The sequence below is a fragment of the Ensifer sp. D2-11 genome (genome assembly GCF_054161295.1).
This window is the reverse complement of record NZ_CP096434.1, coordinates 1,156,268-1,179,349: the sequence shown is the minus strand read 5'-3', so window position 1 is coordinate 1,179,349 and position 23,082 is coordinate 1,156,268. Positions and strand designations below refer to the sequence as shown.

Below are 23,082 nucleotides of genomic sequence, written 5' to 3'. Positions count from 1 at the left end.
GTCCTCGTTGGCCTGTTGTCGGGCGTTGTATCGCGCGCGATCACAGGTATGCGCTGGCGAAGCTATTCATCGACTGGCCCGTTCTACCTCCGGCACGGGCGGACCTGCGCTTTCGAGATGCGCCGACGGTTCGACGGCGCGCTGCTGGACCTGCCGCACGACCCTGACAACATCGCCAGGCCTCAAATCCGTTGCCTCGGACGCTTGAAATTCGGTAGCCTTGCCGTTCGCCCGTCTCGTGATGGAATAGGTGAGGGAGGGGCCCTCGGCCGTAGGACCTCCACTGGTTTTGGCCTCGAGAATCTCGAGCAGCAGCCTTTCTGTGGTTTCTCGCTTCAGCTTCAGCTGATCGACCTTTTCCTGCTCCGATTGAAGCGCGGCTGCCACCTCCGACTTGTGCGTGTCATTGAGACCCTCGAGATTGCGCGTGGCCTCGCTGATGTTCTGGCGCGCTCTCATAATGGCGGTGACCAGATCGAGGCGGTCGGCGCGGTAGGCTGCAAGTGCCCGCTCCAGCTCCCATTGCCGCGACGTCACGGCTACACCCTTTTCGACCAGGCTTTTGACTCCTCCTAGTTCCTTTTCGGCAGATTTAATGCTTATCTCGGCGTCCTTCATCTTAACTCCGAGGACGTCGATCTCTTGGTTGTAAAGATCGCGCAGTTCAGAGAGGGACTTCGATTGTCGCTCCAGCGCCTTCAGTCGCGCTGCAAAGATAACTGTCTCTTGCTCGCGTGCCACGGCGCCAAGTGCTAGATCACTGGCCAAAGAGTCGGAGAAGCTGATCTCTGTGGCACCCGACAGCTCGGCCTTGAGGCGCGATATCCGGGCATCACTCCTTAAAAGGGAGTCACGGATCGTCCGTAGTTCACCCGTCCGAGATATTACGGCTTCTGATGTTTGCGTGTCGACCTGGCGGAAATAGCCGCCGCTCATTGCCACTGACTGCAGAACCGTCAGCCCAGGGCGGAACTTGTACTCTCCCGGCGCCGCAACTTCTCCTACGACATATACCGGTGGGTATTCGAGGACCTCGACAATTGCTTCCGGCGCTTCCACGAGCCCGATCTTGGCCTGAAGGCGTCGTGCGATTTCGACAGCAAGTTGTCCTCTGTCGAGATTGCGCACAGCAAAGGTACCAATGACGGGCAGCGAAATCTCACCGGCCTCAGACACGACGTACTCCCCGCCAAGGGCCCATTGCGAATATTCGCCTCTCGTGGGCATCCACTGCACAATTTTGAGGCGAATTTTGGTTTGGGGCGCAATCTCTGGGGCGGCCACGGCGGACGTCGACGCACCGCTGACGAGGGCGAGCGCAGCCGCAAGGAAAACACTCCGAAGGGAGCTACGGTTAGCACGGTGGGATACGTTCATTATTTCTCCAACCAGCATAGTCATGCCTTCGCCGCATACCGAAGGAAGAGGGGTGCGTCTTGACCGACAAGATCGTTCGCGGTCGCGAGAATGCGTAGGCCCGCGATAGGTTTATGGCCACTTCAAGTGTGAGGGTTTTGAAAGAATTGGAAAGTGGATCGAAGACGGTATCGCTTCATCAATATTGATGAAACAAGGGCACGGCAGGTTCATTCGAAATCAAGCGGTATATCGATCGTTCGACGTGACCAACATTCGAACGAAACCCGGGGTCGGAAAGCCAAGCGAGTGTTGGGCCAATCTCATTCGGTCGAGGATGATAGCCGTTTTTATCTAGTTCGATGGGATGAGGTGGGGGGAACATACTCTGCCGATGCCTGCCCTTCTGTGTATACCTCAATCCTTTTTGCGCCGTCGTCATCACGCACGGCGAAGGCTAGAATCGGCAGCCGTGATCCATAAATCCGGTCCGTTGTTTTGGAGCTCCGGGGAAGGGATGTGCTTGATGAGCAGGTGGGACAATGACAATGCGAGGGGCGGGAGAGCCGCAGCCGCAGGAAATGAGCGAAGGCCTCGGCGCATTATTCTCATTATAAGCAAAACCGGCATAATTTCAGAGAGGTTGATCAGTGCTCTCGAGCGGGAATTCTCTTGGGTGCTCGTCGAAGAGGTTGAGCAGGTTGCCGCGGCATGCAACGTCTTTGCCCATCCTGTATCGCTCATCCTTGTCGACCCTGGGATGATTGACGAAGCCGATGAAAAATACATCGAACTCCTGCGTTTGCACCCCGACGCGCTTGCGGCGGCGATCGAGCCTAATGACGAGAACCTAGCTGCCTCGTTCCTCAAGCTCACCCGTTCGCCATTGGTGCACAGTGTCCTTCCGATGAATCTAAGGCTCGATACATGGTTGTCCGTGATCGGGTTGATGCTTTGCGGCGGCGACTATCTTCCGCCTGCGCTAATTCTTAACGCAAGAAAGAACGGTCATGGTCCCGGCGGCGACGCCAAACTGCCTGGCGCACCGATCAACGGGACGGGTGTCTCGGAGCTGACTGCTCGGGAGCTGCAGATTCTCGAAATGGTTTCCCGCGGTCTGCAGAACAAACTGATTGCCGCCGAATTCCGTTTATCCGAGCACACCGTAAAGATTCATCTGCACAACATTATAACTAAGCTCGGCGCCCATAACAGAACGGAGGCAGTCGCAAGATTTCGCAGCTTGCAAGAAGGCCTTTGATCACGCGCGGTCTACGTCACGCCGGCAGGCCCTGGTGATTTACACCACCAATGGGACGCGTTTACACGTTTACATGGAGCCCTACGACACGACGCGCTCATTCGTCGTTGCGAGCGGGGAAAGCAGCCCTGCAGGCGGCAGGGGTCGGCGCGGCTGTTGTCATGTCCTTTGGCCGGTCGCCTCTGTCAGGCCTTCGCCGCGAGCTGAGATCGATCTGGGGAGCGGCTCATAACCAGGGCTTCACCGCCCCCGCGTCGGGCCGCGACAGATCGACGGCAGGAGCACTCCTGGTGGCGGGAATGGTGCTTAGAACGCTGACGGAGGCCATCTCCCGTACCGTCCTGTGGGCGCGGCGACATCATCCGCCGACACCTATGCCACTCCCGATGAGTTCGCCCGGCTCGATATCGGCTATGCCGCTCTCAAGCTCATCTGCTTTCTGGCGCGAGCGAAACAGGTAGAGGCACCTCCGACACCATGGCGTTCGTTCCCGTCATCCTACATAAGGTGAATGGCCCGACAAATCGGCTACCTCAAAGGTAGTGGCACTCTCTCATTTCGCTAATTGCAAAGTGCTGCCCGTATCACGTAATCCGAAGGATGACATGAGCGAACATCCGGTGCCTGTCGGCGGCCGCAGTCTAGCAACTGTTGTATATTGCTTGTTTTTAAGTCGTAAACGCATGGGAACGTCCTTAAAAGAAGAGTTTTTTTTCATGCAACTTCGGCGGGATTTTTCCCCATCTTCCCGCAACTCTTACGGAGTTATCTGAATAGCCATGACGAAAGGGAGTTCGGCAATGGCTACTTTTACATCGAAATTAGAGAACGAGCCGCCATTCGCGCAGCACCGCGTAACCAACCCCTTACAGGCAGGCAAGGAAGCGGAGCAGCCGCTCGCAAAGCCGGACAAACGGTGTCTGCTCATCTTTGATGACAGGGCGCTAGGCCGCGAATGTCTGTCGAGGACACTGGTCGATCACGGTCTCAGGATGGATGTCGCTGCTTTCGGCTCGATCGACGAATGGCGGGAGACGAAGGGCAGCTATCCCGCGGTCGGAGCCGTCCTCCTCAATATCGGCGCGCGCAAGGTAGGGGATGTGACGGCAGACATTTCCAAGCTCGTCTCTCAGTTTAGCCCCGCGCCCGTTGTCGTCCTCTCGGACACCGATGATATCGCTCAGATCCTGCAGGTCCTCGAAAGCGGGGCACAGGGGTATATTCCCGCATCTGTCGGTGTGGATGTGTGCATCGAAGCGATCGCCTTGGCGATGGCAGGCGGCGTCTTCGTGCCGGCAAGCAGTCTTCTGTCGGCGCGCCACCTGATCGAGGCAGAGAAGCGGGAGACTTCGCCGCTGGCGGGAATGTTCACAGTCCGTCAAGCGGAGGTGGTTGAGGCGTTACGAAGAGGCAAGGCGAACAAGATCATCGGCTATGAACTCAATCTGCGCGAGAGCACGGTCAAGGTTCATGTTCGCAACATCATGAAGAAACTGAAGGCCACAAACCGGACGGAGGTCGCTTGCAAGCTCAACGAGCTGTTTTCAGGCGACGCACATGGCTCCTGAGGCCGGACGGCTCAGCGACTTATAAGCCGAGGTCGAAGGGGAATTAGCGGAAGCCGGACACTAAAGAAGATTAGAGCCCCTAGCCAGTCCGCTAGTCTCGGCGCCATCGCAAGGTGGCAAGTGTCACGTTAACATGAGAGGCGGCCGGACAAATGGAGCTGCCGGCGACTAAGGCTCGTCGTCCATCCTTGCGCTCCGGTGGAAATGCGGGCTCTGCGAGACGCGGGGTTCTGTCACATCCAGAACGAGATGGCCCAACGGAGACGGGCTGGCTCGTTTTGCCTAAAGAGACATAAAACCTGGAGTGGAAGACTAGTATGTTTTAGTTAATTCAAACAGTCTTTATCGTCAAAAGTGTAAATGTCAATATCAAGTGTAATCGTACTGCTTAAATAGTTTCATCTAGATCGGATCTATGCTAGCGTTCATTCTTAAAATGTCCTCAAAAGGACATTGGTTGGCGGCCACTTAGTGGCCTCTTTTATTTCTTATAGTTGCAGACGACCCGTTGCGGTCGCCTAGAAAATGCATTTGTGAAACGGTGAGGTGAACCTTCGTTCAGCCGCCCCTCTCGTTTTGATTTGCGCCGCGGGGTACCGGGCGTGGCGGGGAGATTTTAACCATGAATTCAATGGCTCTATCTTACAACAATACGGCGCTTAGGCTTCATGCCTTGAGCGCATCCTCTCCCGATGAGGCGACCAATGGAGCGCGTGACAACACGGTAGCCGGTTCGGCGCTGCTCCTGTTGGACAATCGGACGCTCGACAGAGAATGCCTGGCCGAATGTCTCGTTTTGCATGGTCTCGGCATCGAGGTTTTAGCCTTCGGGTCGGTCGACGAATGGCGGAAGAACAAGGATCTTCATCCGCCCGTCGCGGCAATCCTCTTGAACATCGGTGGCAGAAAAGTCACCGATCCCAGCAATACCTCCCAAATAACCGATCTCGTGACGGAGTTTGGCCCCACGCCGGTCGTGGTCCTGTCTGATTTGGACGAACTGGCACAAATCCTCAAAGCATTGGAGTGCGGCGTCAGGGGCTATATTCCATCATCGATCGGCTTCGATATCTGCGTGCAAGCAGTCAGCCTGGCGCGCGCTGGCGGGACATTCGTCCCTGCGAGCAGTATCCTTTCCACTCGTCAGATCACGCTGACTGCTGGGGAGGTGTCTCGGCCGCTAGGGGGGATGTTCACACAGCGGCAGGAAGAAGTCATCCGGGCGCTAAGGCGCGGCAAGGCAAACAAGATTATCGCCTACGAGCTCAATCTGCGTGAGAGCACCGTAAAGGTCCATATCCGCAACATCATGAAAAAGCTCAAGGCCACGAACAGGACCGAGGTGGCTTACAAGCTCAGCGATATGTTTCCCGCGGAGGCCGGAGAGCTGGAGAAATCAGGTCTGCCGCAGCAGTGATCTTCTTGAATCACTTCAATAACTGAGGGTGAGCGGGATCGGGGGTGAATTTCGCTCGTTCGAGCCGGCTCAAGCACATGAGCCGGCTCCCCCGATTCCGTAACCCTCCAAGCTCGCCAATGAGACGAGCGCTGACAAGGGCGACCGGTTCGGGAACATGATGCGCGTCGGGTTGGGGCCCCAATGCCGCGAAGGCGCCCGAGGGGAACCCGCCGGGCGCCGGGGCCAAGGACACTCGGTCTGCGTGCTGTCGCCGATAGTTTACTTCCCGAAGTTCGCGCTCGACATAAGCTCAGCCGCGATGGTTAAGGCGACCAGCTTCCTGTCTTAGCTCAAAAGATCGCCTGCGCGTGCCGCCACGCGTACATAGACGTCCTCCAGGGGTGAACGTGGCCGGACGAATTGACGCGTTGCAAGTCGCAAAAGCGCATTCAGATGCTCCCTGCCGCCATAGCCAACGGATTTGGCGAAGGGCTTCATCGAGGTGTGCTCACCGACAGGGTAAAGCTGCGCGTACTCCGCGCCGTTCGTGAACTCCTCATAATTGGAGCCCTCGACGAGGAAAGTCTCGACCGGGGCACCCTCTGCTAAAACCGCTTCATGAGTCGCGAGCACGATCTGATGGTATTCGAGCACGTCCGAGTCGCCGGGCAGCGCCGGGTCAATCGACGTTCCGTTAACGAGATCACTCGGCCTGATAAAAACGCCGTCGATGTAGAGTGCGTGACCGGATGAGAGATAGAGGTCTTTATGTGGCGTGTGCTCGTCGAGAGCGAAACGGCGGATGCGGATCGGCACCACGCTCTCGTTCCACGTGGGTAACGCACGCCGGTAGACGTGGCGACCTATCCATTTGACTGGCAGCAATTCGCCGCGGACCGTCTTGACGAGATCGCCTATGCGGAGGTCTTCGATCGCCGTCTCGCCCTTGGACGTGAGGATTGCCGTGCCGCGTAGCAGGCACAGTGGGCCCCCTTTGCCAACGCCGTCGCGACCACGGCCAAGGCCCAGATCACTACCGCGCTTTCCGGCCTCCTTGGCGGCCGCTGATGACGTCACGGTAGCGGAGAATGCGGCTAAGGCGGCTAGTCTGGCTCCCGCCGCGGCCGCCAAGCCGATGAAATGTCTTCGCGCCGTATTCGTGGGTGACCTTCCCTGACCGTCGGGCATATCTCCATGCTCCTTATTCGGGGCGTCCCTTCCCTGATGCTATTCTATGCTCCCGGCGCTCTTGGCGAGAATACGCCAATTCGGCAACCGCAGAGCCAAAAAGGAGGATGGATGGTACTTTTGGAGGAGCCAAGGTTTACGGTCGCCGGCCACTTCAGATAAAAGTCGTCTCGCGGCCTTTTCTGCTGTCTCGGGGTTTCGTCCATTCGAGCCGAGTCATTGTCAATGCAGAGAACCGGTACTTCTATCCACATGCCAGCAATGTCCAGTGGTGAAGTTTTCCGACGTCCGCCGTCAAGAGCGATGGCGTTTGCGCACGATACGCGACCGCTGCGGCCATCCATGGTAGCTCCACTCTGAAGGCGAAATCAAAATGCGTTTAGAAGGGCCGTCCGTACAATACGCGGGTTCTTTGAGCGGGAGATGGCGTACCCGAACACATGTGGTTTTTCGAGCGCTTTTCCAGTGGTGGTCGGAGCTACGGAGCGCAACTCACAATCCAGGGCGAGCGATGCCCTGATACATGGATGTAATCGGCAGCGGTCCTGGCATGTGTCCGGTCTCTTTACGCGCAGGGTACGGCTCCTGTCTCAATGGCTCTCGCCCGAGAGAAGACGGAGCCGACTCGCCCGCAGAACGATTGGAGTATAGCGAGGTAGGGCGCGTGGGAGCCATCCGAGCGAGTGCTTCATTCAAAGAGTTCGGCGTGTGTCCCAGCGGCTACGAACACAACCAGGTTCTTTCTTTCGTCTAACGTGTAGATGAGGAGAAAATCACCGCCGATATGACATTCTCGATGATCTTTCCAATCACCCGTCAGCTCGTGGTCTTTCAGTTCCGCCGGCAGAGGGCCATCGTTGTCTACGATCAAACCGACGACATTCTTCAGTGCGACCATATCATATCGGCCAGACCTAGAAAGGCGCTCCCAATCTTTTTGGAACTGTTTGGTATGACTTGATTGCCGCGGCAGCGAAGCCCGCTTGCTGGAAGCGGACTTCGCTCGTTTCTTATCACTTGACAACCTTGCGTCCCTCGAGTGACTCAAACATCTCATCAGCAGTATCAAAATGCTTGCCGTGACCCGCCTTGATGGCTCTTGCTTCCTCCATCGCAGCGATTGTTTTGGCGTTCGGTCGAGTCAATTCGACGGGAAGAGCTTTATCTCGGGCGATCCTGGTCAAAACGATTCGGATGATATCCGAGGTGGTCAGTCCGAGACTATCGAGTACCAAGGCGGCGCTATCCTTCACCGAAGGATCAATGCGGGCGCGTACATATGCGTTTGCAGCCATTTTTGCCTCCTTTTCGAGTTTGATATGTATGTAGCCCAATTGAGCAACACATTCAAGCTCCGTGATGGGTCGATCGAACTGGGGCGCTATGATTGTTGCACACACACTCGCCCGTTAACCACATGCCCATCCTCCGATCGACTCTTGCGGAAGGTCCAGGTAAGAGCCTGCACCATGTTCAGGATGATACGCATACAGCTCTGATCTCCCCGCGGCCTTCGGCCGCCGATCCGCTGTGTCTGCCGTCGACTTCTGGAGCCTGAACATGACGCTCAACGCCATCGCTACCGCCGCCATTGCCTATGGCCCGCACGCCCCGGTGTTGGTCGTCAGCGCCTTGGGCTGGGGCTTGGAAATATGCGTCGTATCCCTTCGGATCGCGGAGGGGTTGAGCCATGGCGAACCCCGAAGATACGCCCAAGGCCCAGCATTTCCTGTTGTCGCCAGAGTGCCGAACGCTGACGGTGCTCGATCTCGCCAAGATGCGGGATACAACTGCCTACGACTGGTTTAAGCGTCTGCGCTGGCCCGAGACGGAGGGCGAGCCTTACTGCCCCAAGTGCGGAACATTGCGGTGCCACACGATGAGCCGAAACCGCTTCAGGTGCACCGAGAAGACCTGCAAGGCCGTATTCAGCGTCACCTCGGGCACGTCTTCCACGCCCGCAAGCTGAGCTTCAAGAAGATGCTCATCGCCATCTGGTTCTCGGCGAACTCGGTGAAAGGCAAGGCCGCACTCCAGCTCTCGCGGTGAGCGTCCGGCGAAGGCATTTTCGCTTGGTCGAGAGGCCGATATTATAGGCCGCGTTTCATCTCGTCGGCCATAACGCGTTCGACCACATCCGGATCGCATTGTTCATCGACGAGAAACTGGCGGATTCCACCATCCCATGTCCGTATGTCGGCGAGGAGATTTTGGAGTTCGTCCACGCCGTTCTCGGTCAGACCCTTTGTGCCGTATTCGGTGCCGTCGCGGACATAAAGCAATTCGCCCTCGCTGATATTATCCGAGTTGGCGGTCACCTCTTCGATCAACTCGAGGTTCTCGCCGATCATCTCAGCGACCTCTTTGAGGGTATAGATGATCCTTGAGCGTGCCATCACGCAGCCTCGCACCGGTCTTTTGCCGGAGTCCACTGCCACGGGAGCAGTTCCTCAAGTCGATCCTTCGGATGGCTCTGGATCCTGGTCAGGACGTCTGCCAGATAGGCCTCTGGATTGTGGCCATGGAGTTTAGCTGTCTCGATGATAGTCAGGATATTGGCCATGCGCTCGCCGCCCTTGTCTGACCCGGCAAAGAGCCAATTTTTTCTTCCAATTCCGAGTGGCCTCATGGCGCGCTCAGCTATGTTGTTATCGATTTCGACACGGCCATCGTCAATGTAGACGCTCAAAGCTGCCCATCGCGAGAGAGCGTATCGCATCGCTTCTGCAAGCTTCTGTTTCTGCGGCAGCGTCGAAAGCGTCGTTTCAATCCAGGCCTTAAGGTCCGCCAGGATGGGTCTGGCGTGTTGCTGGCGCAGTGTTCGCCTCTCGTCAGCCGACATGCCGCGGATACGATCCTCGATATCGTAGAGTGCACCGATGCGCGACAGAGCCTCGTCGGCGATCGGAGATGGCTTGAGCTTGATCACATCATGGAACTTGCGGCGCACATGCGCCATGCAGGCAGCTTCGATGATCTGGTTGCCGTAAAGCTTGCTATAGCCAGCATACCCATCCGCATGCATTACGCCGCTGAAGTGAGCGAGGTGTTCAGCCGGATGCACGCCCTTTCGGTCGGGGCTATAGTAATAGGCGATCGCTCCGGGCGTGGGATCCTGGTAGCCGCTGCCATCGAAGACATAGACCCAGACCCTGCCGGTTTTCGTCTTTCCTCGTCCAGGGTCGAGAACATCGACCGGGGTATCGTCCGTGTGTATTCGGTCGACCGCGGCGATATGGGCTCTGATCAGCAAGATGAGGGGCGAAAGCAGAACGGACACACGGCCAACCCAGTCCGCCATGACAGACCGGGAGATGTCTATTCCCAGGCGGTCGTACATCTCGGAGAGACGGTAGAGCGGGATGTGATCGTCGAACTTGGCGACCATGATATGCGCGAGCAACCCCGGACCGGGCTTGCCTCGCCCGATCGGCAAGGTCGGCATTTCGCCAGACACCGTCGTATCGCAGTCCTTACAGACCATGCGCTTCTCGATATGCCGGACGATCTTCACAGAAGCCGGCACATGCTCCAACACCTGGACCACCTTGTCGGCCGCCTTCAGGAAGGACATGCCACCACAAGTCGGGCAACTGCAGGGCGCTATGTACACCCGCTCTTCAGTTGGAAGGCCATCCGGCAGAGGTCTGCGTTTCGGCTTGTCGGGGGTATCATCCAGATCTGGCAGCAGGCCTTTTCCGGAACGAGCATCAGCTTCGGCGCGAGAGGCTTCGATCTCCTCGAGCATCAGTTCGAATTGCTCAATCTTCCGATCGATCTTTTCCGAAGAAGCGCCGTGCTGCCGATGTCGGAGCAGTTCCAGCTGCGCGCGCAGAAGACCGATGATCGAGTCGCGTTTGATGACTTCGGCTTCTTGCGCGCTGAGTTTCGCCGCCTGTTCAGCGACGAGCGCGCGCAATGCCAATAGCTCGTCATGACTGTCCAGCGGCGGTGCTTTCATGCCCAAAAACATAGCCGATTTGCAGCGAAAGCACTAGCGTTTTGCCCAGGATGTCCCTGTAAAATATAGCTTTTATCCCGTGCGGCCAGGGGCGGAAGTCCACGCTGGTCGGCGCCAGTCAATCCCTTCAACAAGCATCGACAACTGAGCCTGCGTCAGATGCGCAACACCATCTTTCGCCGTCGGCCAAGGAAAGTATCCGCGCTCGAGAATCTTGTAGAATAGGCAGAACCCTTGGCCGTCCCACCATAGAAGCTTGATCCGGTCGGCGCGCTTTCCACGGAACCCGAAGATCGCTCCGGACCCCGGCGCTTCCTTGATCACCGCCTCGACCATTGCAGACAGACCATCGATACCGCGCCGCATATCGGTCACCCCGCAAGCCAAGTAGACCCGCACATTTCCTGTCGGCCCGATCATGCAGCCTCAACACACGCGATCAACGATGACAGCGTCTTGCGTTCAATGTCCGCCGGAACTTTCAAACTGCGACCATTTCGTAGCTGGATCTTGATAAGCACCGGCGCCCCGCCGGCTGCCGGCATCTGCCCGAGGCTTATTTCGTTGACCAGGTGGACCGGAAGGAACGATGCTGACACATCGAAGTGGCTAAGCGTTTTCCGCCATAAACGGATCTGCGCAGGATAAATGTCATGGTGACGAGCGACATCACCAATGCGAACGCCCGGTTGATCGGCTTCAGCCAATATCGCCAGCTTCGCTTCCTTCGACCACCGCCGCCTACGCTCAACGCCGGAAATGATCTCCATGCGAGCCATGCCAACCTCCCAGATCTGATATTAGTGTCAGCACTAATGCTGGTTCTAATGCCAGAACATCGCCTAACTGGCTCGTTCAGCAAAATCCGCTCACCGGACGCTCACCTCTCGCGCGAGATCGGCGTCCAATACAAGACCGCCTGGGTACTCCTCATGAAGCTGCGCGAGGCCATCGCCTGGCGCAGGGAGGAGATGCTGCTCGATGGCGAGGTGGAGATCGACGGCAAGTACGCTGGCGGCCACATCCGTCCTGGAAACAAGGCCGAGGATGGAATCGGCCGCCGCCTGAAGAAATACCAAAACATGAAGCGTTTGTGCGCCCTTGCGATTCGCCAGCGCGGGCTGGGAGGACAGACGTTCACCCGGATTATCCGGGACGAAGACAGCAATGCAACCTGGGCGGCCGTCCGGAATCACGTGTCGCGGGAGGCAACGGTCTTTGCGGACAACTCGCAGGCCCACCAGACCGAGGATGGTACAAACACCAATGAGGTCGAGAGCTTCTTCTTGAGGGTCCACCGAGCCTACGTCGGCATCCGCCATCGGTTTTCGTTGAAATACTTCGACTGGTACGTGGCCTAGCTCGCGGGGCGCGAGGATTGCCGCGAGGTGAGCAATCGAGGAAATACCATCCAGGTGCTGGGCAAGGCACTGTCTCGCCCGACATCTCGCTATCTGTGCGGATACTGGCAGGGCAACAAGCCGCCGGACCTGATCTGGGGAGAGGCTAAGCGGCGACCTCCCACAGAACCTTGGGGCCGTCGAACTTACCCGATTGCCGCACGCGTCCTGCAGTCGTCAGTTGGGTGAGGACCGCCGACAGGCGGTGTGCGATGTCCAAGAGATTCGCTGGCTCGCTTGGGATGCCGAACTTGTCCGCGAACTTCGCTGCACAGTCGGTCACCGAAATCGGTTCTCCCTGCCTCGCGCAGGCCCTCCAAGACGGCCTGGCGCTTGTTTACGCCGCCCATCGCTGCTTTCACCTCGGATGAAGACGGCTTGACCTTTCGAGAACGTCCACCGTGTTCAGGTCGCGTCAACGTCGACGCCTGGTAGTCAGGCTCATAGCTTAGGATGACGCGGTCCAGCGCATTCATGAGTTTCCCGAATGTCCGCCCGCTCCCTTCAATCTGCGCCAGCCTGTCAGTCAAGGCGGCCCGCTTCTGCTTCAACTCGTACGCTCCACCCATCGAGGCTCCGTTCTCACCGAAACCAGGGTAGTCGGGATGCCACCAGGTCTGGTGGTTTTTGCTACCGCCGGACAATTGCAGGATAGGGTCGGCTAGCGTAGGAGCTTTTTGAACAGGCTCTCCATCGGACTGTCCGCCTCATCAGCGGGCATTTCAGTTCCGACTCCCGGTTGCTCGGCGGTTGCGGGCTCCTCGTTCGAGGGCATTTCCACAGCCGCCTTGTCGGGCTTGGGGGCTGTACCGCCGCCAATAATCTCTTCAATCGAGAGCTGCTGTTCTTCTCGTTCTAGAGCCTTATTCAGGGCGCCGCCAAGCAGATCCTTCACGGAGCCACCCGCACCGCCTCCGTTAACGAGGTCGCCAATCGGCAACTTATCGATCGGCAGCCCGAAATCCTTGAGCTTTGCCAATGCGGCATCGGGGTTCTTCAGCAGGTCCGAAAGGTCCGGATATATGCGGGGCGCGGCGAAGCTGCCTTCGACCACGACAGGCACGCCGATGCCGTCGGTGGAGATCTCGGCGCCCTGGCCCTGGAGAGAAGCGACGAGGCGGGGCTCGAGCCGGAAATTCAGAGTGCGTTCCGCAAGATCGGCCGCACCGTTCCCGCTCATGCGGACCAGCGGGCCGACAAGCTTGATGTCCTCTGTGCGCGCAACGCCGCCTTCGATGACAAAGGATGCCGCAAGCTCGGTGAATGTCGTCGCTTTGCCGCCGTCCTGCTTGAAGCCCGACGACATCAGGCTCACGAGATTGTTGTAGACGTCGGCGATGTCGATGCCGCGAATGGCGCCATTGGAAAAGGTCACGTCCGCGGTGCCCTGCAGCGACTTCGCAAGCGTCCTGGTCGTGCCGCCCGCACCGGTTACGTCGAACCGGGCTTTCAATGCACCCTCGAGATATTTGAAGCCCGCCATGTCCGTCAGAAGCGGTGCGGCCGACGCTCCGGAGATGGAGGCCTGCAGGGCGATCGAGGGCTCGGGCTGGGAGCCGTCGGCCTTGAGGTTCGCGACGACATGGCCGCCATAGAACGGGCTTTCGGGCAGCGTCAGGCTTGCGACGCCGTCGGAGACGACGAGACTGGTGGCAACCGGTCCCGCAAAGACCTTGCCGTAGCCGAGCTTTTTGGCATTGAGCTGGATGGTGGCATCGATCGACCGGAGCGAAGAGAGGTCGAGCGGAGCGTCGGCGGGTTCGGCCCCTTTCGCCGCCTTTGCCTGCGGCGCGGGGGATTGCGCTCCGGCCAGCCGCGCAAGGTCCAATTCGTCGAAGTTCAGCGCAGTCGTGATCTTCATCGGTGTCGCAAATTCGACAGAGCCGCTGCCCGCACCTTCGACGCCGTTGACGGATATGGTCGTCTTTTGAAAGGAAACACTCGTCGTGCCCACATCGACGTGCCCGTTGAACGCCAGCGGACCGATGCTCTCCGCACCGCTCTGCCCGAGGCCGGCAAGGAAAGCAGAGAGGTCGGAGGTGGAAAAACCGAGCTTTCCCGCATAGGTCCCCGGCAGAGCAGCCTTACCGTCGAGCGACAGGCTTACGTCGGGCATTTTCACCTGAAGCTTGAGGGGGATACCCTCAGCGGCGAGATTGCCGGCGAGGATTGTATCGGCGGCTGGGATTTGCAGATCGACATCGACCGGTTTGTTGCGCCACTCCAGGCGGCCGGCCAAGCGCACCGGCTTCGCGAGGCTTTCGATCCGGGCCGTGATCTTCTTCGCCTTCACCTCGCGCATAGTCTCATCGGCGGTACCAGGCAGGGTATAGGCCGCATCCCGCAGCCCGACCGTTCCCGTAAGATCGGCCGTCTTTCTGATGGCTTCCGCATCAAGGCCGCGAAAGGCAAAGCCGGCGTCGATCGTCAGGGCTCCGGAAAGCGGGACGGTTTGGCCGGCGAGGGCTGAGAGCTTCGCGATGTCTAGCCCTTTGCTTGCGAGATGGCCCCGGAAGACCGGTTCGTCGGCCCTGACGTCGGTCGCGACGCTCGCGGCAAGGCTGCCGGCCTCGATCCCCATATGCCCGAGCTCGACAGCCAGTTCCCCGTCCTTGAGTGCGGCCGAAAACGACACGTCCGTCGCTAAAATTTCGCCGAGGACCAGAGCGGCCGCGTTGATGCTCATGTCGGCGTCGAAGCCGGCCAGAAACTGCAAATTCGCCGGCTTGGCTGTGTCCGCGGCCGGCGCTCCCGACTGCGACGTTTCCGGCGTGGCATCCATGAACGGCGTCAGGTCGAGCCGGTCGGCTTCGAGGTCTACAAGAAAGCGCGCGCGCTGCCCGGGGACGAAGAGCGCGTTCAGGCCGAAGGCCCGTTCGCCGGCTTCAACTTCGCCGCCTCTTATCTGATAGCTGCCATTGGCGTTCAGGGTGACCTGTCCGCTTGCCTCAAAGTTGGTCAGGCCCGGCGCGGGAGCCGGATCCGCTTCCACGGCAAGGGTGACATCGGCGGGCTGGCGCTCGAGCAGCGACCGCAGGGTCGAGATGGTGAAGCTGGTCTCGTACTTCCGCCCCCCCATGCGGGCGGATGCGGAAAGAGAGAAGTCGTCATCGATGTCGGGTGCCGTGAGCGTGAGCTCGATATCGGAAACGACCTCCTCGGGGTTGGCTGCGCTTCGCCGTATGAAGGTGCCGGAGGCGATGGAGACCGACTCGATTGCGCTTCGTTCAAGGAAAGCGACGAGGGCGGGAAGCGGGTCGCCGGAACCGGTCTCGCCGCCGCCGCCGGGAGGCGGCGGCGATGAGACCGGCGCCTTTTCTTCGAGGGCGATGACGGGATGGTCGAGCGCGATCTGCTTGATGTGCAGCCGGTCCGACCAGAGGGAGGAAAGCGCCACCGAACCGGAGACCTCTGCAAACTCGGCGGTTATCCCTGCCGCTTCGGCCGAGAGCGTCGCGTCTTCCGCGACGACCGCGAGATAGGGAAATGCCGAAAGTTTTACAGGACCGTTGAACGCGATCGAACTGCCGGTCGCAGCCGACAATTGCCGGCCCAGTTCGCTCCGCACCCAATCGCTGGAAATCAGGCTTGGCAGAATGGCAATTGCAGCGACGGCGAGCGCGCCAACGCCCAGAAGACTAAGAATGAAGCGCCGCATCGCTTTCTCCTGGTTGTAAAAGCTATTGATTCGCTATCGTTTTCCAGAAAGCGCGATTTCGCAAACGTCTTCGCAACGCCGACGTCAGATATTTTCCGGCGTATAGATGTCGAAAGGCAGGAAAGTCTGGCCGGGCACGCTCGAAGCGCCCCGGTCGATCGCGCCGACCATAAGGTCTACCGTTTCCCGGGCCAAAGCCGGGACGGGCGTCGACACCGCCATCAGGACCGTTTCGTCGGCAAGGGCCGCGCGCGATTCCGGCGTCAGCTCGTTGACGACGGCGAGCAGCTTGCCCCCGAGCTTTTCCTCGCGGATCGCCGAGATGGCCCCCTCCATGCCGCCGCCGCAGACGTAAAAGCCTAAGAGATCCGGATGGCGCTGCAAGAGATCGAGCGTCGCCTCGTGAGTGATCTCGGGCGTGTCGAGGTTCACCATCGTGTCGAGGACCTCGAAATCGGGTGCGTTCTCGCGAAAATAGGAGCGAAAGCCGATCTCGCGCAGTTCGTGCCCATGGAAACGGTGGCTCCCGACGAAGGCCGCAACCTTTCCCGGTCGCTTGGCCGCCTTGGCGATCATCCAGGCAGCCGTCCTGCCGACTTTCTGATTGTTCAAACCGATATAGCCTTCGCGCACGCCGGCCGCAAAATCCGACAGCAGCGCGAAGACTGGGATGCCGCGTTCCTTGAGTTCCTCGATTGCCGCAGTCACGGCCGGATAGTCGGGCGACACCAGCGCGATCGCCTGATTGCGAGCCGCCATCGTCTTCAGCTTTTCGACAATGGCGCCGGGCGTGGAGCTTGCGACGAAATCAACCTGCGCGACGGCGCGGACATGCGTCACCGAAAGCGCCGCGTTTTCGATCTCCTTTGCCACGGCCTTGTAGAACGACTGCTCCGGCTTTTGCAGGACAAAGCCGAGCCGATATTGCGGCAGGTCCTCGAAGACCCTTTGCCTCAGCAGGCCGACGGCGTGATAGCCGATCGCTTTCGCCGCATCATAGACGCGGCGCGCCGTTTCCTCGCGCACCGGATGGCGGCCGTTCAGCACCCGGTCGACCGTTGCGACGCTCACACCGGAGGCGCGGGCGAGATCCGCGATTGTCGGCCTCTTCGTCATGTCTCCTCCCTGAAACTATTCCCTCATCCTTGAGGCTGCCAGGCTGATAGGATTTGAGAGAATATATCATGACTGCATTGAGAAGCGTGAGAAGTCAACCTATCCTCCGTTCATCGATTGGAGGCGCCGATCGGGAGTGGCGCCGGTTCAAAAGTCTGCAGCCGCATTTGCGCTCCCCGTGAGCGGCGCGGCGCTGCAGGGGAGGCAGGGATGACCACAGTTGCGAACAAGCGCGATTACAGCCTGCTCGGCCGCGATGCCGAGGCGGCGGTTGCAAGCGGCCTTGCCGCAGCCGAATGGTATCACACCGACATTCCGCGCAAGCAGATGAAGGAGCTGATGAAGCGGGAAGACGGTCCCGCCATTCGCGACACCGCGATCTGGCTCGGCAGCATGGTTCTTCTCGGCGGCCTCGGCATTTATTTCTGGGGGAGCTGGTCGGCGGTTCCCTTTTTCCTCGCCTATGGCGTCCTCTACGGCTCCGCTTCCGATAGCCGCTGGCATGAATGCGGCCATGGCACCGCCTTCAAGACGATGTGGATGAACGACGCCGTCTACCAGATCGCCTGCTTCATGATCATGCGCAATCCGGTCACCTGGCGCTGGAGCCATACCCGCCATCATACCGACACCGTCATCGTCGGCCGCGACCCGGAAATCGCCGTCATGCGGCCGCCCGATCTCATCCGCCTGGTTCTCAACTTCTTCGGCATCATTGACGTCTGGCATGCCATGATCGACATGGTCAGAAACGCCTTCGGCGTGATCAGCGCCGCGGAGAAGACCTTCATTCCGGAAATGGAGCAGCCGAAGGCGATCCGCGTCGCCCGGATCTGGCTTGCCATCTATCTGGCGACGATCGGGTTTTCGCTCTATCTCGGCTCGATCCTGCCCTTGATGCTCATCGGCCTGCCGCGGCTTTACGGCGCTTGGCATCACGTGCTGACCGGGCTTCTGCAGCATGGCGGCCTTGCCGACAACGTGACCGACCATCGGCTGAACAGCCGCACGGTCTACATGAATCCGGTCAGCCGCTTCGTCTACTGGAACATGAACTACCATGTGGAGCACCACATGTTCCCGATGGTGCCCTATCACGCGCTGCCGAAGCTGCACGCCATGATCAGGCACGACCTGCCGGCGGCCAATCCTTCAATCCTGCATGGCTACCGTGAAATGATCCCGGCATTCCTGCGGCAGCTGCGCAACGAGGATTACTTCCTGAAGCGCGAACTGCCGCCGACGGCAAAGCCCTATCGCGAAGAATTCCACAACGACCGGCTCGTTCCTGCCGCGGAGTGAGGCGGCGCGGGCGATCGCAGCAAATCATCGAATGGAGGAAGAAATGAGCTCGAACTGGGTGGAGGTCTGTGCGGCCGAAGAGATCGACGAGGAAGACGTCGTCCGTTTCGATCACGAGGGACGCACCTTTGCCGTCTATCGCAGCCCGGACGACGAATATTTCGCGACGGACGGTCTCTGCACGCACGAGCAGATCCACCTCGCCGACGGCCTGGTGATGGGCGATATCATCGAATGTCCGAAGCATAACGGCCGCTTCAACTACAAGACCGGCCAGGCCAGGGGCGCGCCCGTCTGCGTCAACCTCAGGACCTATCCGGTGAAGGTGGAGGCAGGGAGCGTGTTCATCGGCGTTTCTTAGGGGTGGATTGGGCCCGTCGGCAGTCAACTCTTCCTCCGGTCATTCTAGGGCCTGTTCCGAGGCTACACACGTAAGGCATTCTAGCCCGACGACGTGGATGGGGTGGGGCGTGCAGAGGGACTGCGCGTGACCCCGGATCGGTTTCCCGGGGGCAAGCCTGAGGATGACGACGTGGGTCAAGCTGAAGCATTGCAGCGGGTAAAGCCCAAGGATGACCTGGCGAGCCAAAGTCCCGGTCGCAAAAAGGGAGGAGAGCATGACCCATATCGTTATCGTCGGTGCCGGCGAATGCGGCGCACGGGCGGCCTTCGCCCTCAGGGAAAAGGGCTTTGACGGCGAGATCACGCTGATCGGCGCCGAACCGCATCTTCCCTACGAGCGGCCGCCGCTTTCCAAGGACGGCCTCGCGGAGGCCTCCCTGCCGAAATTCATCGCGGGTGCCGCGCGCTACGAGGAAGCGCGGATTGCGGTCCTGATCGGCGCGAGGGCTCGCAGCGTCGACCGCGCGCAGAAAACCGTCACCTTCTCGGATGGACGATCCCTCGGCTATGACCGCCTGCTTCTTGCGACCGGCGCCCGGCCGCGCGCATTTCCGGGTGTGCCCGAAAATGCCGGGCGTATCCGCATGCTGAGGACGCATGCCGATGCGCTGGCGATCCGCGCCGCCCTTACACCCGGTGCAAGGCTCGCCGTCATCGGCGGCGGCTTCATCGGCCTGGAGCTTGCCGCGACCGCGCGCGGGCTCGGCGCCGAAGTCGTGCTTGTCGAAGGCCTGCCGCGCGTTCTCACCCGCGGCGTGCCGGAGGAGATTGCAGCCGTTGTCGCCGAACGGCACAGGCGGGAAGGCGTGCAGATCATCTGCGGCGCGCAAATTGTCGCCATCAAGGAAGGCGACGACGGCGCACGCGTCCTGCTCTCCGACGGCGTCGACATTGACGCCGACCTGATCGTCGTGGGCATCGGCGCGGTGCCCAACACCGAGCTTGCGGAGGCGGCCGGGCTTGCGATCGAAAACGGCATTGCCGTCGACGAGAGGCTCTGCACGTCGGACCCGGACATCTACGCCGCCGGCGACTGCTGCTCCTTCCCTCTGCCGCATTATGGCGGCCGGCGGGTGCGGCTCGAGGCCTGGCGCAATGCCCAGGACCAGGGGGCGCTTGCCGCCGCCAACCTGATGGGCGCAGGAGAAACCCTGGCCAGCGTGCCGTGGTTCTGGTCGGATCAGTACGAGTTCACCCTGCAGATTGCGGGGCTTGCGGACGGTGCAGAAATGACCGTCCGGCGCGACATGGAGGAGGGGGCCTTCATCCTCTTTCATCTGAATGGCGAGGGACGGCTGATCGCCGCAAGCGGCATCGGCCCCGGCAATACCGTTGCCCGCGATATCCGCCTTGCCGAAATGCTGATCGCCGCCGGAGCAAAGCCGGATCCGCTGGCGCTTGCCTCGCCCGAAACCAGGCTCAAGAAGCTCCTGGCGGCCTGAGTGCCCCTTTTCTCTTTGAAGCGGCGCACTTCCGGACGGAAAACCGCTGCTCACCTTCCTGGACGTGCTCTACCGGAGATATCAGATGAGACACCGCCGCCCGACCGTTGCCGATCTCCTGTCCATGAAAGGAAAGCGCCAGCTCACCATGCTCCGGGTGATGACGCTGGAAGAGGCGGAGGCTGCGGAGAAGGCCCGGATCGATCTGGTATCCGTCCCGCCGGCGCTGCTCGGCCCCGAATTTCGGGAGGCTGCCCCTTCCGTCTTCACCTTTCCCGGCCTCGAATATGGCGACCATGTCACCGCGGACGATTATATCCGCGCCGCCTTTCAGGCGCTGAAGGCGGGCGGCGACGCCGTCTACTGCGCCGCCAGCCTTTCGACCGTGCGGCGCATGCGGGAGGAGGGCATTCCCGTCTGCGGCCATGTCGGGCTGATCCCTTCCAAGGCCACCTGGACCGGCGGCTTTCGCGCCGTCGGCAAGACGGCCGCAAGCGCGCTCGAGATCTGGCGCCAGACGAAAGCGCTGGAAGAGGCGGGCGCCTTTGCCGCCGAGATCGAGGTGGTGCCGGGCGAAGTCGCCGCCGCGATCAGCGCGCGCAGCTCGATGCTGATGCTTTCGATGGGAGCGGGGACGGGCTGCGACGCGCAATATCTCTTTGCCGAGGACGTGCTCGGCGCCAATCGCGGCCATTATCCGCGCCACGCCAAGACCTATCGCAACTTCGCCGCCGAATATGACCGCCTGCAGCAGGAGCGCATCGCCGCCTTCTCCGAATTCGCTTTCGACGTGCGTTCCGGCGCCTATCCGGAAAAAGGCCATCTTGTCGGTATTGAGGAGAAGGAGCTTGGCGCTTTCCTGAGCGAACTCGAAGGCGGGCGCTGAGCAAGACGAGCTCACCTCCCAGTGGGGCCGCCTGGCCGCCTCGACCGAAAGGGATCGAGGCGGTCTTTTTTGTCTGGTGAGGGAGAGCGTCAAAGATTTGCCAGCAAGAGCGGTTTGTGGAATATGGCGGCAAGATGCGGGCGCCGCTCCTCACCCCGACCTCCGCCCGCAGGCGGGGGCGAGGGACTGGAAGCATGCCGCGAGTCGCTTCTCCCCGCCCGCGGGGAGAAGGTGCCGGCAGGCGGATGAGGGGCGCGAACATTCCATCAACGGCAATTCACTTAGGGTCGGACGTGAAGCTAATCCAACAGCATCTCAGAGTGACGGCGGCGCTCATCGTGCGCGAGATGTCCACGCGCTTCGGCTCGAAGCCGGGGGGCTATCTCTGGGCGATCTTCGACCCGGTGGCCCATGTGATGCTGATGACGCTGATCTTCCAGGCGATCGCCCGGATGCCGGCGCTGGGCCTGAGCTTCCCGCTGTTCTTCGCCAGCGGCTATCTGCCCTTCGCCTTCTATCAGCGCATGTCCTCGTTCATGGCCGGCACGGTGAGGGCCAACAAGGCGCTCTTCTCCTACCCCATCGTCACCCCCTTCGATGCGATCGTCTCGCGCTTTATCCTGCAGCTGATGACCGATACGCTGGTGACGATCCTCATCCTTATGATGATCATTGAACTCGGCGGCGTCACCCAGCCGATGAACATCGCCGGCATGATCGAGGCCGCGGGCGCCGCCGCCCTTTTGGGCCTCGGCATCGGCACGATCAACATCGTGATGTTCGCCCGTTTTCCGCTCTACGAACAGATCTTCGGCATCATTAACCGCCCGCTCTTTCTGGTCTCCGGCGTCTTCTTCCTGCCGGAATCGCTGCCGCACCCCTTCCGCGATTTCATTCTCTACAACCCACTCGTGCACATCATCATGTGGTTTCGAGCAAGCATCTACCCGGAATACCGAACCGATTTGCTGGATAAGGGCTATGTGATCGAATTCGCGCTGGTCTGCTTCGTGGCAGGGCTGCTGCTGCTGACTGCCTCGATGCGGGAGATACGGGAGGATAGGCTTTGAGGGGCTCGCGGCGGCCGGCAATCTTCTTCGGCTTCAGGCCCTGGAAAGACTACGTTCCGCGCTGGTTTCCCGACCGCGATTGCAAGGTGGTGAGCAGCAAGCCACGCGACATGCTTCGCGGGGGCTGGCCCCTTCGGCTGCTTCTCTACCGGAGCCCCGAAGTCTACGTATGGGGCTTTAAATACCCGCCATTCCTGAAGTGGTTCTGCCGTCGTTTCGGCATTCCGTTCTATCATGTCGAAGATGGTTTCGTTCGTTCCGTCTCGCTCGGTGCGCAGAGATCGCCGCCAGCTTCGCTGATCATCGACTCCCGAACGCTGCACTACGACGCGCGGAACGCTTCTGACCTGGAGTTGACGCTTCAGACCTACGATTTCGCGGCCGACGAGGGCCTGATGGAGCGCGCCGACAAATGCATCCGCATGCTGCTCGACCTGCGCGTCAGCAAGTACAACCTCGGCAAGCGCGTGAGCCTCGATGTTCTGCTAGGACCGAAGACCAAGCGGCGCGTGCTGGTGATCGGGCAAGTGGAGACTGACGCCTCGATAGCCTTTGGCTGCGACCGGCCCGTGACGAACAACGATCTTGTACGCCTCGCGGCGTCGGAAAACCCGGACGCACAGATCATCTACAAACCGCACCCGGAAGTTTTGCATGGGACACGGGAGGGCGTTTCGAACCCGGCGGAGGTGGCGGATATAAGCGAAATCCTGAAAGAGGATATCGCGCCCGCCGATGCTTTGGAGGGGGTCGACCACGTCTACACGATAACCTCGCTGATGGGCTTCGAGGCGCTGCTCCGCGGCATTCGGGTGACGTGTTATGGGATGCCGTTTTATGCAGGTTGGGCGGTGACGGATGATCGGCAGGTATGCGAACGGCGGACGAGGAGGCTGACGGTGCGGGAGATTTTTGCTGCGTGTTTTTTGTTGCGGTCTCGATATTTTAACCCGGAAGCTGGCGCGCGAGCCGAACTGGAGGAAGCAATTTGGCAATTGAACGAGACACGCGAAGCGTCCTTGGCGCTTGCTGATGGATATTGTCGCATCCAACCGGCGGACTATTAGAGACTA

At 60.0% G+C, this 23,082-nt stretch carries 21 protein-coding genes and 1 pseudogene; 12 read left to right on the top strand and 10 right to left on the bottom strand.

Features of this window, described 5'->3' with window-relative positions; translation table 11 throughout:
- Nucleotides 1–66: 66 nt before the first annotated feature.
- Entirely contained in the window at nucleotides 67–1,377 is a 1,311-nt protein-coding gene (locus tag M1D34_RS22645; RefSeq protein ID WP_498782205.1) for a polysaccharide biosynthesis/export family protein, read from the bottom strand.
- Nucleotides 1,378–1,873: 496 nt separating this feature from the next.
- Here M1D34_RS22645 and M1D34_RS22640 point away from each other — a divergent pair, with 496 nt between their 5' ends.
- The 4 genes and pseudogenes from M1D34_RS22640 (at nucleotide 1,874) to M1D34_RS22625 (ending at nucleotide 5,602) form a co-directional block, all read left to right on the top strand.
- Nucleotides 1,874–2,617, top strand: a complete 744-nt coding sequence (locus M1D34_RS22640) for a response regulator transcription factor (protein WP_498784343.1) — start codon at nucleotides 1,874–1,876, stop codon at nucleotides 2,615–2,617.
- A gap of 287 nt (nucleotides 2,618–2,904) precedes the next feature.
- Nucleotides 2,905–3,062 (top strand): annotated as a pseudogene (locus tag M1D34_RS22635) (MFS transporter); the annotation flags it as partial.
- 355 nt (nucleotides 3,063–3,417) lie between these two features.
- Nucleotides 3,418–4,185 carry a LuxR C-terminal-related transcriptional regulator gene (locus M1D34_RS22630; protein WP_498782203.1) on the top strand — a complete coding sequence of 256 codons (768 nt, stop codon included), beginning with the start codon at nucleotides 3,418–3,420 and terminating at the stop codon, nucleotides 4,183–4,185.
- Nucleotides 4,186–4,807: 622 nt separating this feature from the next.
- Nucleotides 4,808–5,602, top strand: coding sequence for a LuxR C-terminal-related transcriptional regulator (locus tag M1D34_RS22625; RefSeq protein ID WP_498782201.1), 795 nt, complete (start codon nucleotides 4,808–4,810; stop codon nucleotides 5,600–5,602).
- A gap of 327 nt (nucleotides 5,603–5,929) precedes the next feature.
- Here M1D34_RS22625 and M1D34_RS22620 read toward each other — a convergent pair whose 3' ends face one another.
- From M1D34_RS22620 to M1D34_RS22610, 3 genes are all read right to left on the bottom strand, one after another.
- Nucleotides 5,930–6,772, bottom strand: a complete 843-nt coding sequence (locus M1D34_RS22620; RefSeq protein WP_498782199.1) for a Hint domain-containing protein — start codon at nucleotides 6,770–6,772, stop codon at nucleotides 5,930–5,932.
- A 688-nt stretch (nucleotides 6,773–7,460) separates the two neighbouring features.
- The gene (locus tag M1D34_RS22615; protein ID WP_498784341.1) at nucleotides 7,461–7,829 is read right to left on the bottom strand and encodes a type II toxin-antitoxin system YafQ family toxin; all 369 of its coding nucleotides are present in this window, start codon (nucleotides 7,827–7,829) and stop codon (nucleotides 7,461–7,463) included.
- On the bottom strand, nucleotides 7,786–8,067 hold the full coding sequence (locus M1D34_RS22610) for a type II toxin-antitoxin system RelB/DinJ family antitoxin (protein WP_026169127.1): 282 nt from the start codon (nucleotides 8,065–8,067) through the stop codon (nucleotides 7,786–7,788). The genes M1D34_RS22615 and M1D34_RS22610 overlap by 44 nt, the downstream gene beginning before the upstream one ends.
- Before the next feature lie 395 nt (nucleotides 8,068–8,462).
- Here M1D34_RS22610 and M1D34_RS22605 point away from each other — a divergent pair, with 395 nt between their 5' ends.
- Nucleotides 8,463–8,741, top strand: coding sequence for a transposase (locus M1D34_RS22605; protein ID WP_498782197.1), 279 nt, complete (start codon nucleotides 8,463–8,465; stop codon nucleotides 8,739–8,741).
- A gap of 121 nt (nucleotides 8,742–8,862) precedes the next feature.
- On the opposite strand, the gene M1D34_RS22600 is transcribed toward M1D34_RS22605, so the two are convergent.
- The 4 genes from M1D34_RS22600 to M1D34_RS22585 form a co-directional block, all read right to left on the bottom strand.
- Nucleotides 8,863–9,168: a hypothetical protein gene (locus M1D34_RS22600; protein ID WP_498779751.1), complete on the bottom strand. Its 306-nt coding sequence runs from the start codon at nucleotides 9,166–9,168 to the stop codon at nucleotides 8,863–8,865.
- A complete protein-coding gene (tnpC, locus tag M1D34_RS22595; RefSeq protein WP_498780409.1) occupies nucleotides 9,168–10,733 on the bottom strand; it encodes an IS66 family transposase in 1,566 nt (521 codons plus the stop codon). The genes M1D34_RS22600 and tnpC overlap by 1 nt, the downstream gene beginning before the upstream one ends.
- 72 nt (nucleotides 10,734–10,805) lie before the next feature.
- Nucleotides 10,806–11,153 carry an IS66 family insertion sequence element accessory protein TnpB gene (gene tnpB / locus M1D34_RS22590; RefSeq protein ID WP_018240454.1) on the bottom strand — a complete coding sequence of 116 codons (348 nt, stop codon included), beginning with the start codon at nucleotides 11,151–11,153 and terminating at the stop codon, nucleotides 10,806–10,808.
- Nucleotides 11,150–11,512 (bottom strand): transposase, encoded by a 363-nt coding sequence (locus tag M1D34_RS22585; RefSeq protein ID WP_498779747.1) that lies wholly within the window; start codon nucleotides 11,510–11,512, stop codon nucleotides 11,150–11,152. The genes tnpB and M1D34_RS22585 overlap by 4 nt, the downstream gene beginning before the upstream one ends.
- A gap of 153 nt (nucleotides 11,513–11,665) precedes the next feature.
- Here M1D34_RS22585 and M1D34_RS22580 point away from each other — a divergent pair, with 153 nt between their 5' ends.
- Nucleotides 11,666–12,094: a transposase gene (locus tag M1D34_RS22580; protein WP_498782195.1), complete on the top strand. Its 429-nt coding sequence runs from the start codon at nucleotides 11,666–11,668 to the stop codon at nucleotides 12,092–12,094.
- A 700-nt stretch (nucleotides 12,095–12,794) separates the two neighbouring features.
- On the opposite strand, the gene M1D34_RS22575 is transcribed toward M1D34_RS22580, so the two are convergent.
- Entirely contained in the window at nucleotides 12,795–15,791 is a 2,997-nt protein-coding gene (locus M1D34_RS22575) for an AsmA family protein (protein ID WP_498782193.1), read from the bottom strand.
- An 84-nt stretch (nucleotides 15,792–15,875) separates the two neighbouring features.
- Nucleotides 15,876–16,907 carry a LacI family DNA-binding transcriptional regulator gene (locus M1D34_RS22570; RefSeq protein ID WP_498782191.1) on the bottom strand — a complete coding sequence of 344 codons (1,032 nt, stop codon included), beginning with the start codon at nucleotides 16,905–16,907 and terminating at the stop codon, nucleotides 15,876–15,878.
- A gap of 210 nt (nucleotides 16,908–17,117) precedes the next feature.
- Here M1D34_RS22570 and M1D34_RS22565 point away from each other — a divergent pair, with 210 nt between their 5' ends.
- From M1D34_RS22565 to M1D34_RS22540, 6 genes are all read left to right on the top strand, one after another.
- Nucleotides 17,118–18,209: a fatty acid desaturase family protein gene (locus M1D34_RS22565; protein ID WP_498782189.1), complete on the top strand. Its 1,092-nt coding sequence runs from the start codon at nucleotides 17,118–17,120 to the stop codon at nucleotides 18,207–18,209.
- Between the two features lie 43 nt (nucleotides 18,210–18,252).
- The gene (locus tag M1D34_RS22560) at nucleotides 18,253–18,570 is read left to right on the top strand and encodes a MocE family 2Fe-2S type ferredoxin (RefSeq protein WP_498782187.1); all 318 of its coding nucleotides are present in this window, start codon (nucleotides 18,253–18,255) and stop codon (nucleotides 18,568–18,570) included.
- Nucleotides 18,571–18,826: 256 nt separating this feature from the next.
- Complete coding sequence (locus tag M1D34_RS22555; RefSeq protein WP_498782185.1) at nucleotides 18,827–20,053, top strand: NAD(P)/FAD-dependent oxidoreductase; 1,227 nt, start codon at nucleotides 18,827–18,829, stop codon at nucleotides 20,051–20,053.
- A gap of 85 nt (nucleotides 20,054–20,138) precedes the next feature.
- Nucleotides 20,139–20,939 carry a 3-methyl-2-oxobutanoate hydroxymethyltransferase gene (locus tag M1D34_RS22550; RefSeq protein ID WP_498782183.1) on the top strand — a complete coding sequence of 267 codons (801 nt, stop codon included), beginning with the start codon at nucleotides 20,139–20,141 and terminating at the stop codon, nucleotides 20,937–20,939.
- A gap of 293 nt (nucleotides 20,940–21,232) precedes the next feature.
- Nucleotides 21,233–22,009: an ABC transporter permease gene (locus tag M1D34_RS22545; RefSeq protein WP_498782181.1), complete on the top strand. Its 777-nt coding sequence runs from the start codon at nucleotides 21,233–21,235 to the stop codon at nucleotides 22,007–22,009.
- The gene (locus tag M1D34_RS22540) at nucleotides 22,006–23,076 is read left to right on the top strand and encodes a capsular polysaccharide export protein, LipB/KpsS family (protein WP_498782179.1); all 1,071 of its coding nucleotides are present in this window, start codon (nucleotides 22,006–22,008) and stop codon (nucleotides 23,074–23,076) included. Before M1D34_RS22545 ends, M1D34_RS22540 begins: the two co-directional genes overlap by 4 nt.
- Nucleotides 23,077–23,082 lie beyond the last annotated feature (6 nt).

Excerpts from the sequence above, each read along its gene's own strand:
- M1D34_RS22555 (WP_498782185.1), top strand. The coding sequence starts at position 18,827 with ATGACCCATATCGTTATCGTCGGTGCCGGCGAATGCGGCGCACGGGCG.
- M1D34_RS22565 (WP_498782189.1), top strand. The coding sequence starts at position 17,118 with ATGACCACAGTTGCGAACAAGCGCGATTACAGCCTGCTCGGCCGCGAT.
- M1D34_RS22645 (WP_498782205.1), bottom strand. The coding sequence starts at position 1,377 with ATGAACGTATCCCACCGTGCTAACCGTAGCTCCCTTCGGAGTGTTTTC.
- M1D34_RS22610 (WP_026169127.1), bottom strand. The coding sequence starts at position 8,067 with ATGGCTGCAAACGCATATGTACGCGCCCGCATTGATCCTTCGGTGAAG.
- M1D34_RS22575 (WP_498782193.1), bottom strand. The coding sequence starts at position 15,791 with ATGCGGCGCTTCATTCTTAGTCTTCTGGGCGTTGGCGCGCTCGCCGTC.
- M1D34_RS22625 (WP_498782201.1), top strand. The coding sequence starts at position 4,808 with ATGAATTCAATGGCTCTATCTTACAACAATACGGCGCTTAGGCTTCAT.
- M1D34_RS22580 (WP_498782195.1), top strand. The coding sequence starts at position 11,666 with ATGAAGCTGCGCGAGGCCATCGCCTGGCGCAGGGAGGAGATGCTGCTC.
- M1D34_RS22615 (WP_498784341.1), bottom strand. The coding sequence starts at position 7,829 with ATGAGATGTTTGAGTCACTCGAGGGACGCAAGGTTGTCAAGTGATAAG.
- M1D34_RS22570 (WP_498782191.1), bottom strand. The coding sequence starts at position 16,907 with ATGACGAAGAGGCCGACAATCGCGGATCTCGCCCGCGCCTCCGGTGTG.
- M1D34_RS22605 (WP_498782197.1), top strand. The coding sequence starts at position 8,463 with ATGGCGAACCCCGAAGATACGCCCAAGGCCCAGCATTTCCTGTTGTCG.
- M1D34_RS22620 (WP_498782199.1), bottom strand. The coding sequence starts at position 6,772 with ATGCCCGACGGTCAGGGAAGGTCACCCACGAATACGGCGCGAAGACAT.
- M1D34_RS22600 (WP_498779751.1), bottom strand. The coding sequence starts at position 9,168 with ATGGCACGCTCAAGGATCATCTATACCCTCAAAGAGGTCGCTGAGATG.
- tnpC (WP_498780409.1), bottom strand. The coding sequence starts at position 10,733 with ATGAAAGCACCGCCGCTGGACAGTCATGACGAGCTATTGGCATTGCGC.
- M1D34_RS22550 (WP_498782183.1), top strand. The coding sequence starts at position 20,139 with ATGAGACACCGCCGCCCGACCGTTGCCGATCTCCTGTCCATGAAAGGA.
- M1D34_RS22630 (WP_498782203.1), top strand. The coding sequence starts at position 3,418 with ATGGCTACTTTTACATCGAAATTAGAGAACGAGCCGCCATTCGCGCAG.
- M1D34_RS22560 (WP_498782187.1), top strand. The coding sequence starts at position 18,253 with ATGAGCTCGAACTGGGTGGAGGTCTGTGCGGCCGAAGAGATCGACGAG.
- tnpB (WP_018240454.1), bottom strand. The coding sequence starts at position 11,153 with ATGATCGGGCCGACAGGAAATGTGCGGGTCTACTTGGCTTGCGGGGTG.
- M1D34_RS22585 (WP_498779747.1), bottom strand. The coding sequence starts at position 11,512 with ATGGCTCGCATGGAGATCATTTCCGGCGTTGAGCGTAGGCGGCGGTGG.
- M1D34_RS22640 (WP_498784343.1), top strand. The coding sequence starts at position 1,874 with ATGTGCTTGATGAGCAGGTGGGACAATGACAATGCGAGGGGCGGGAGA.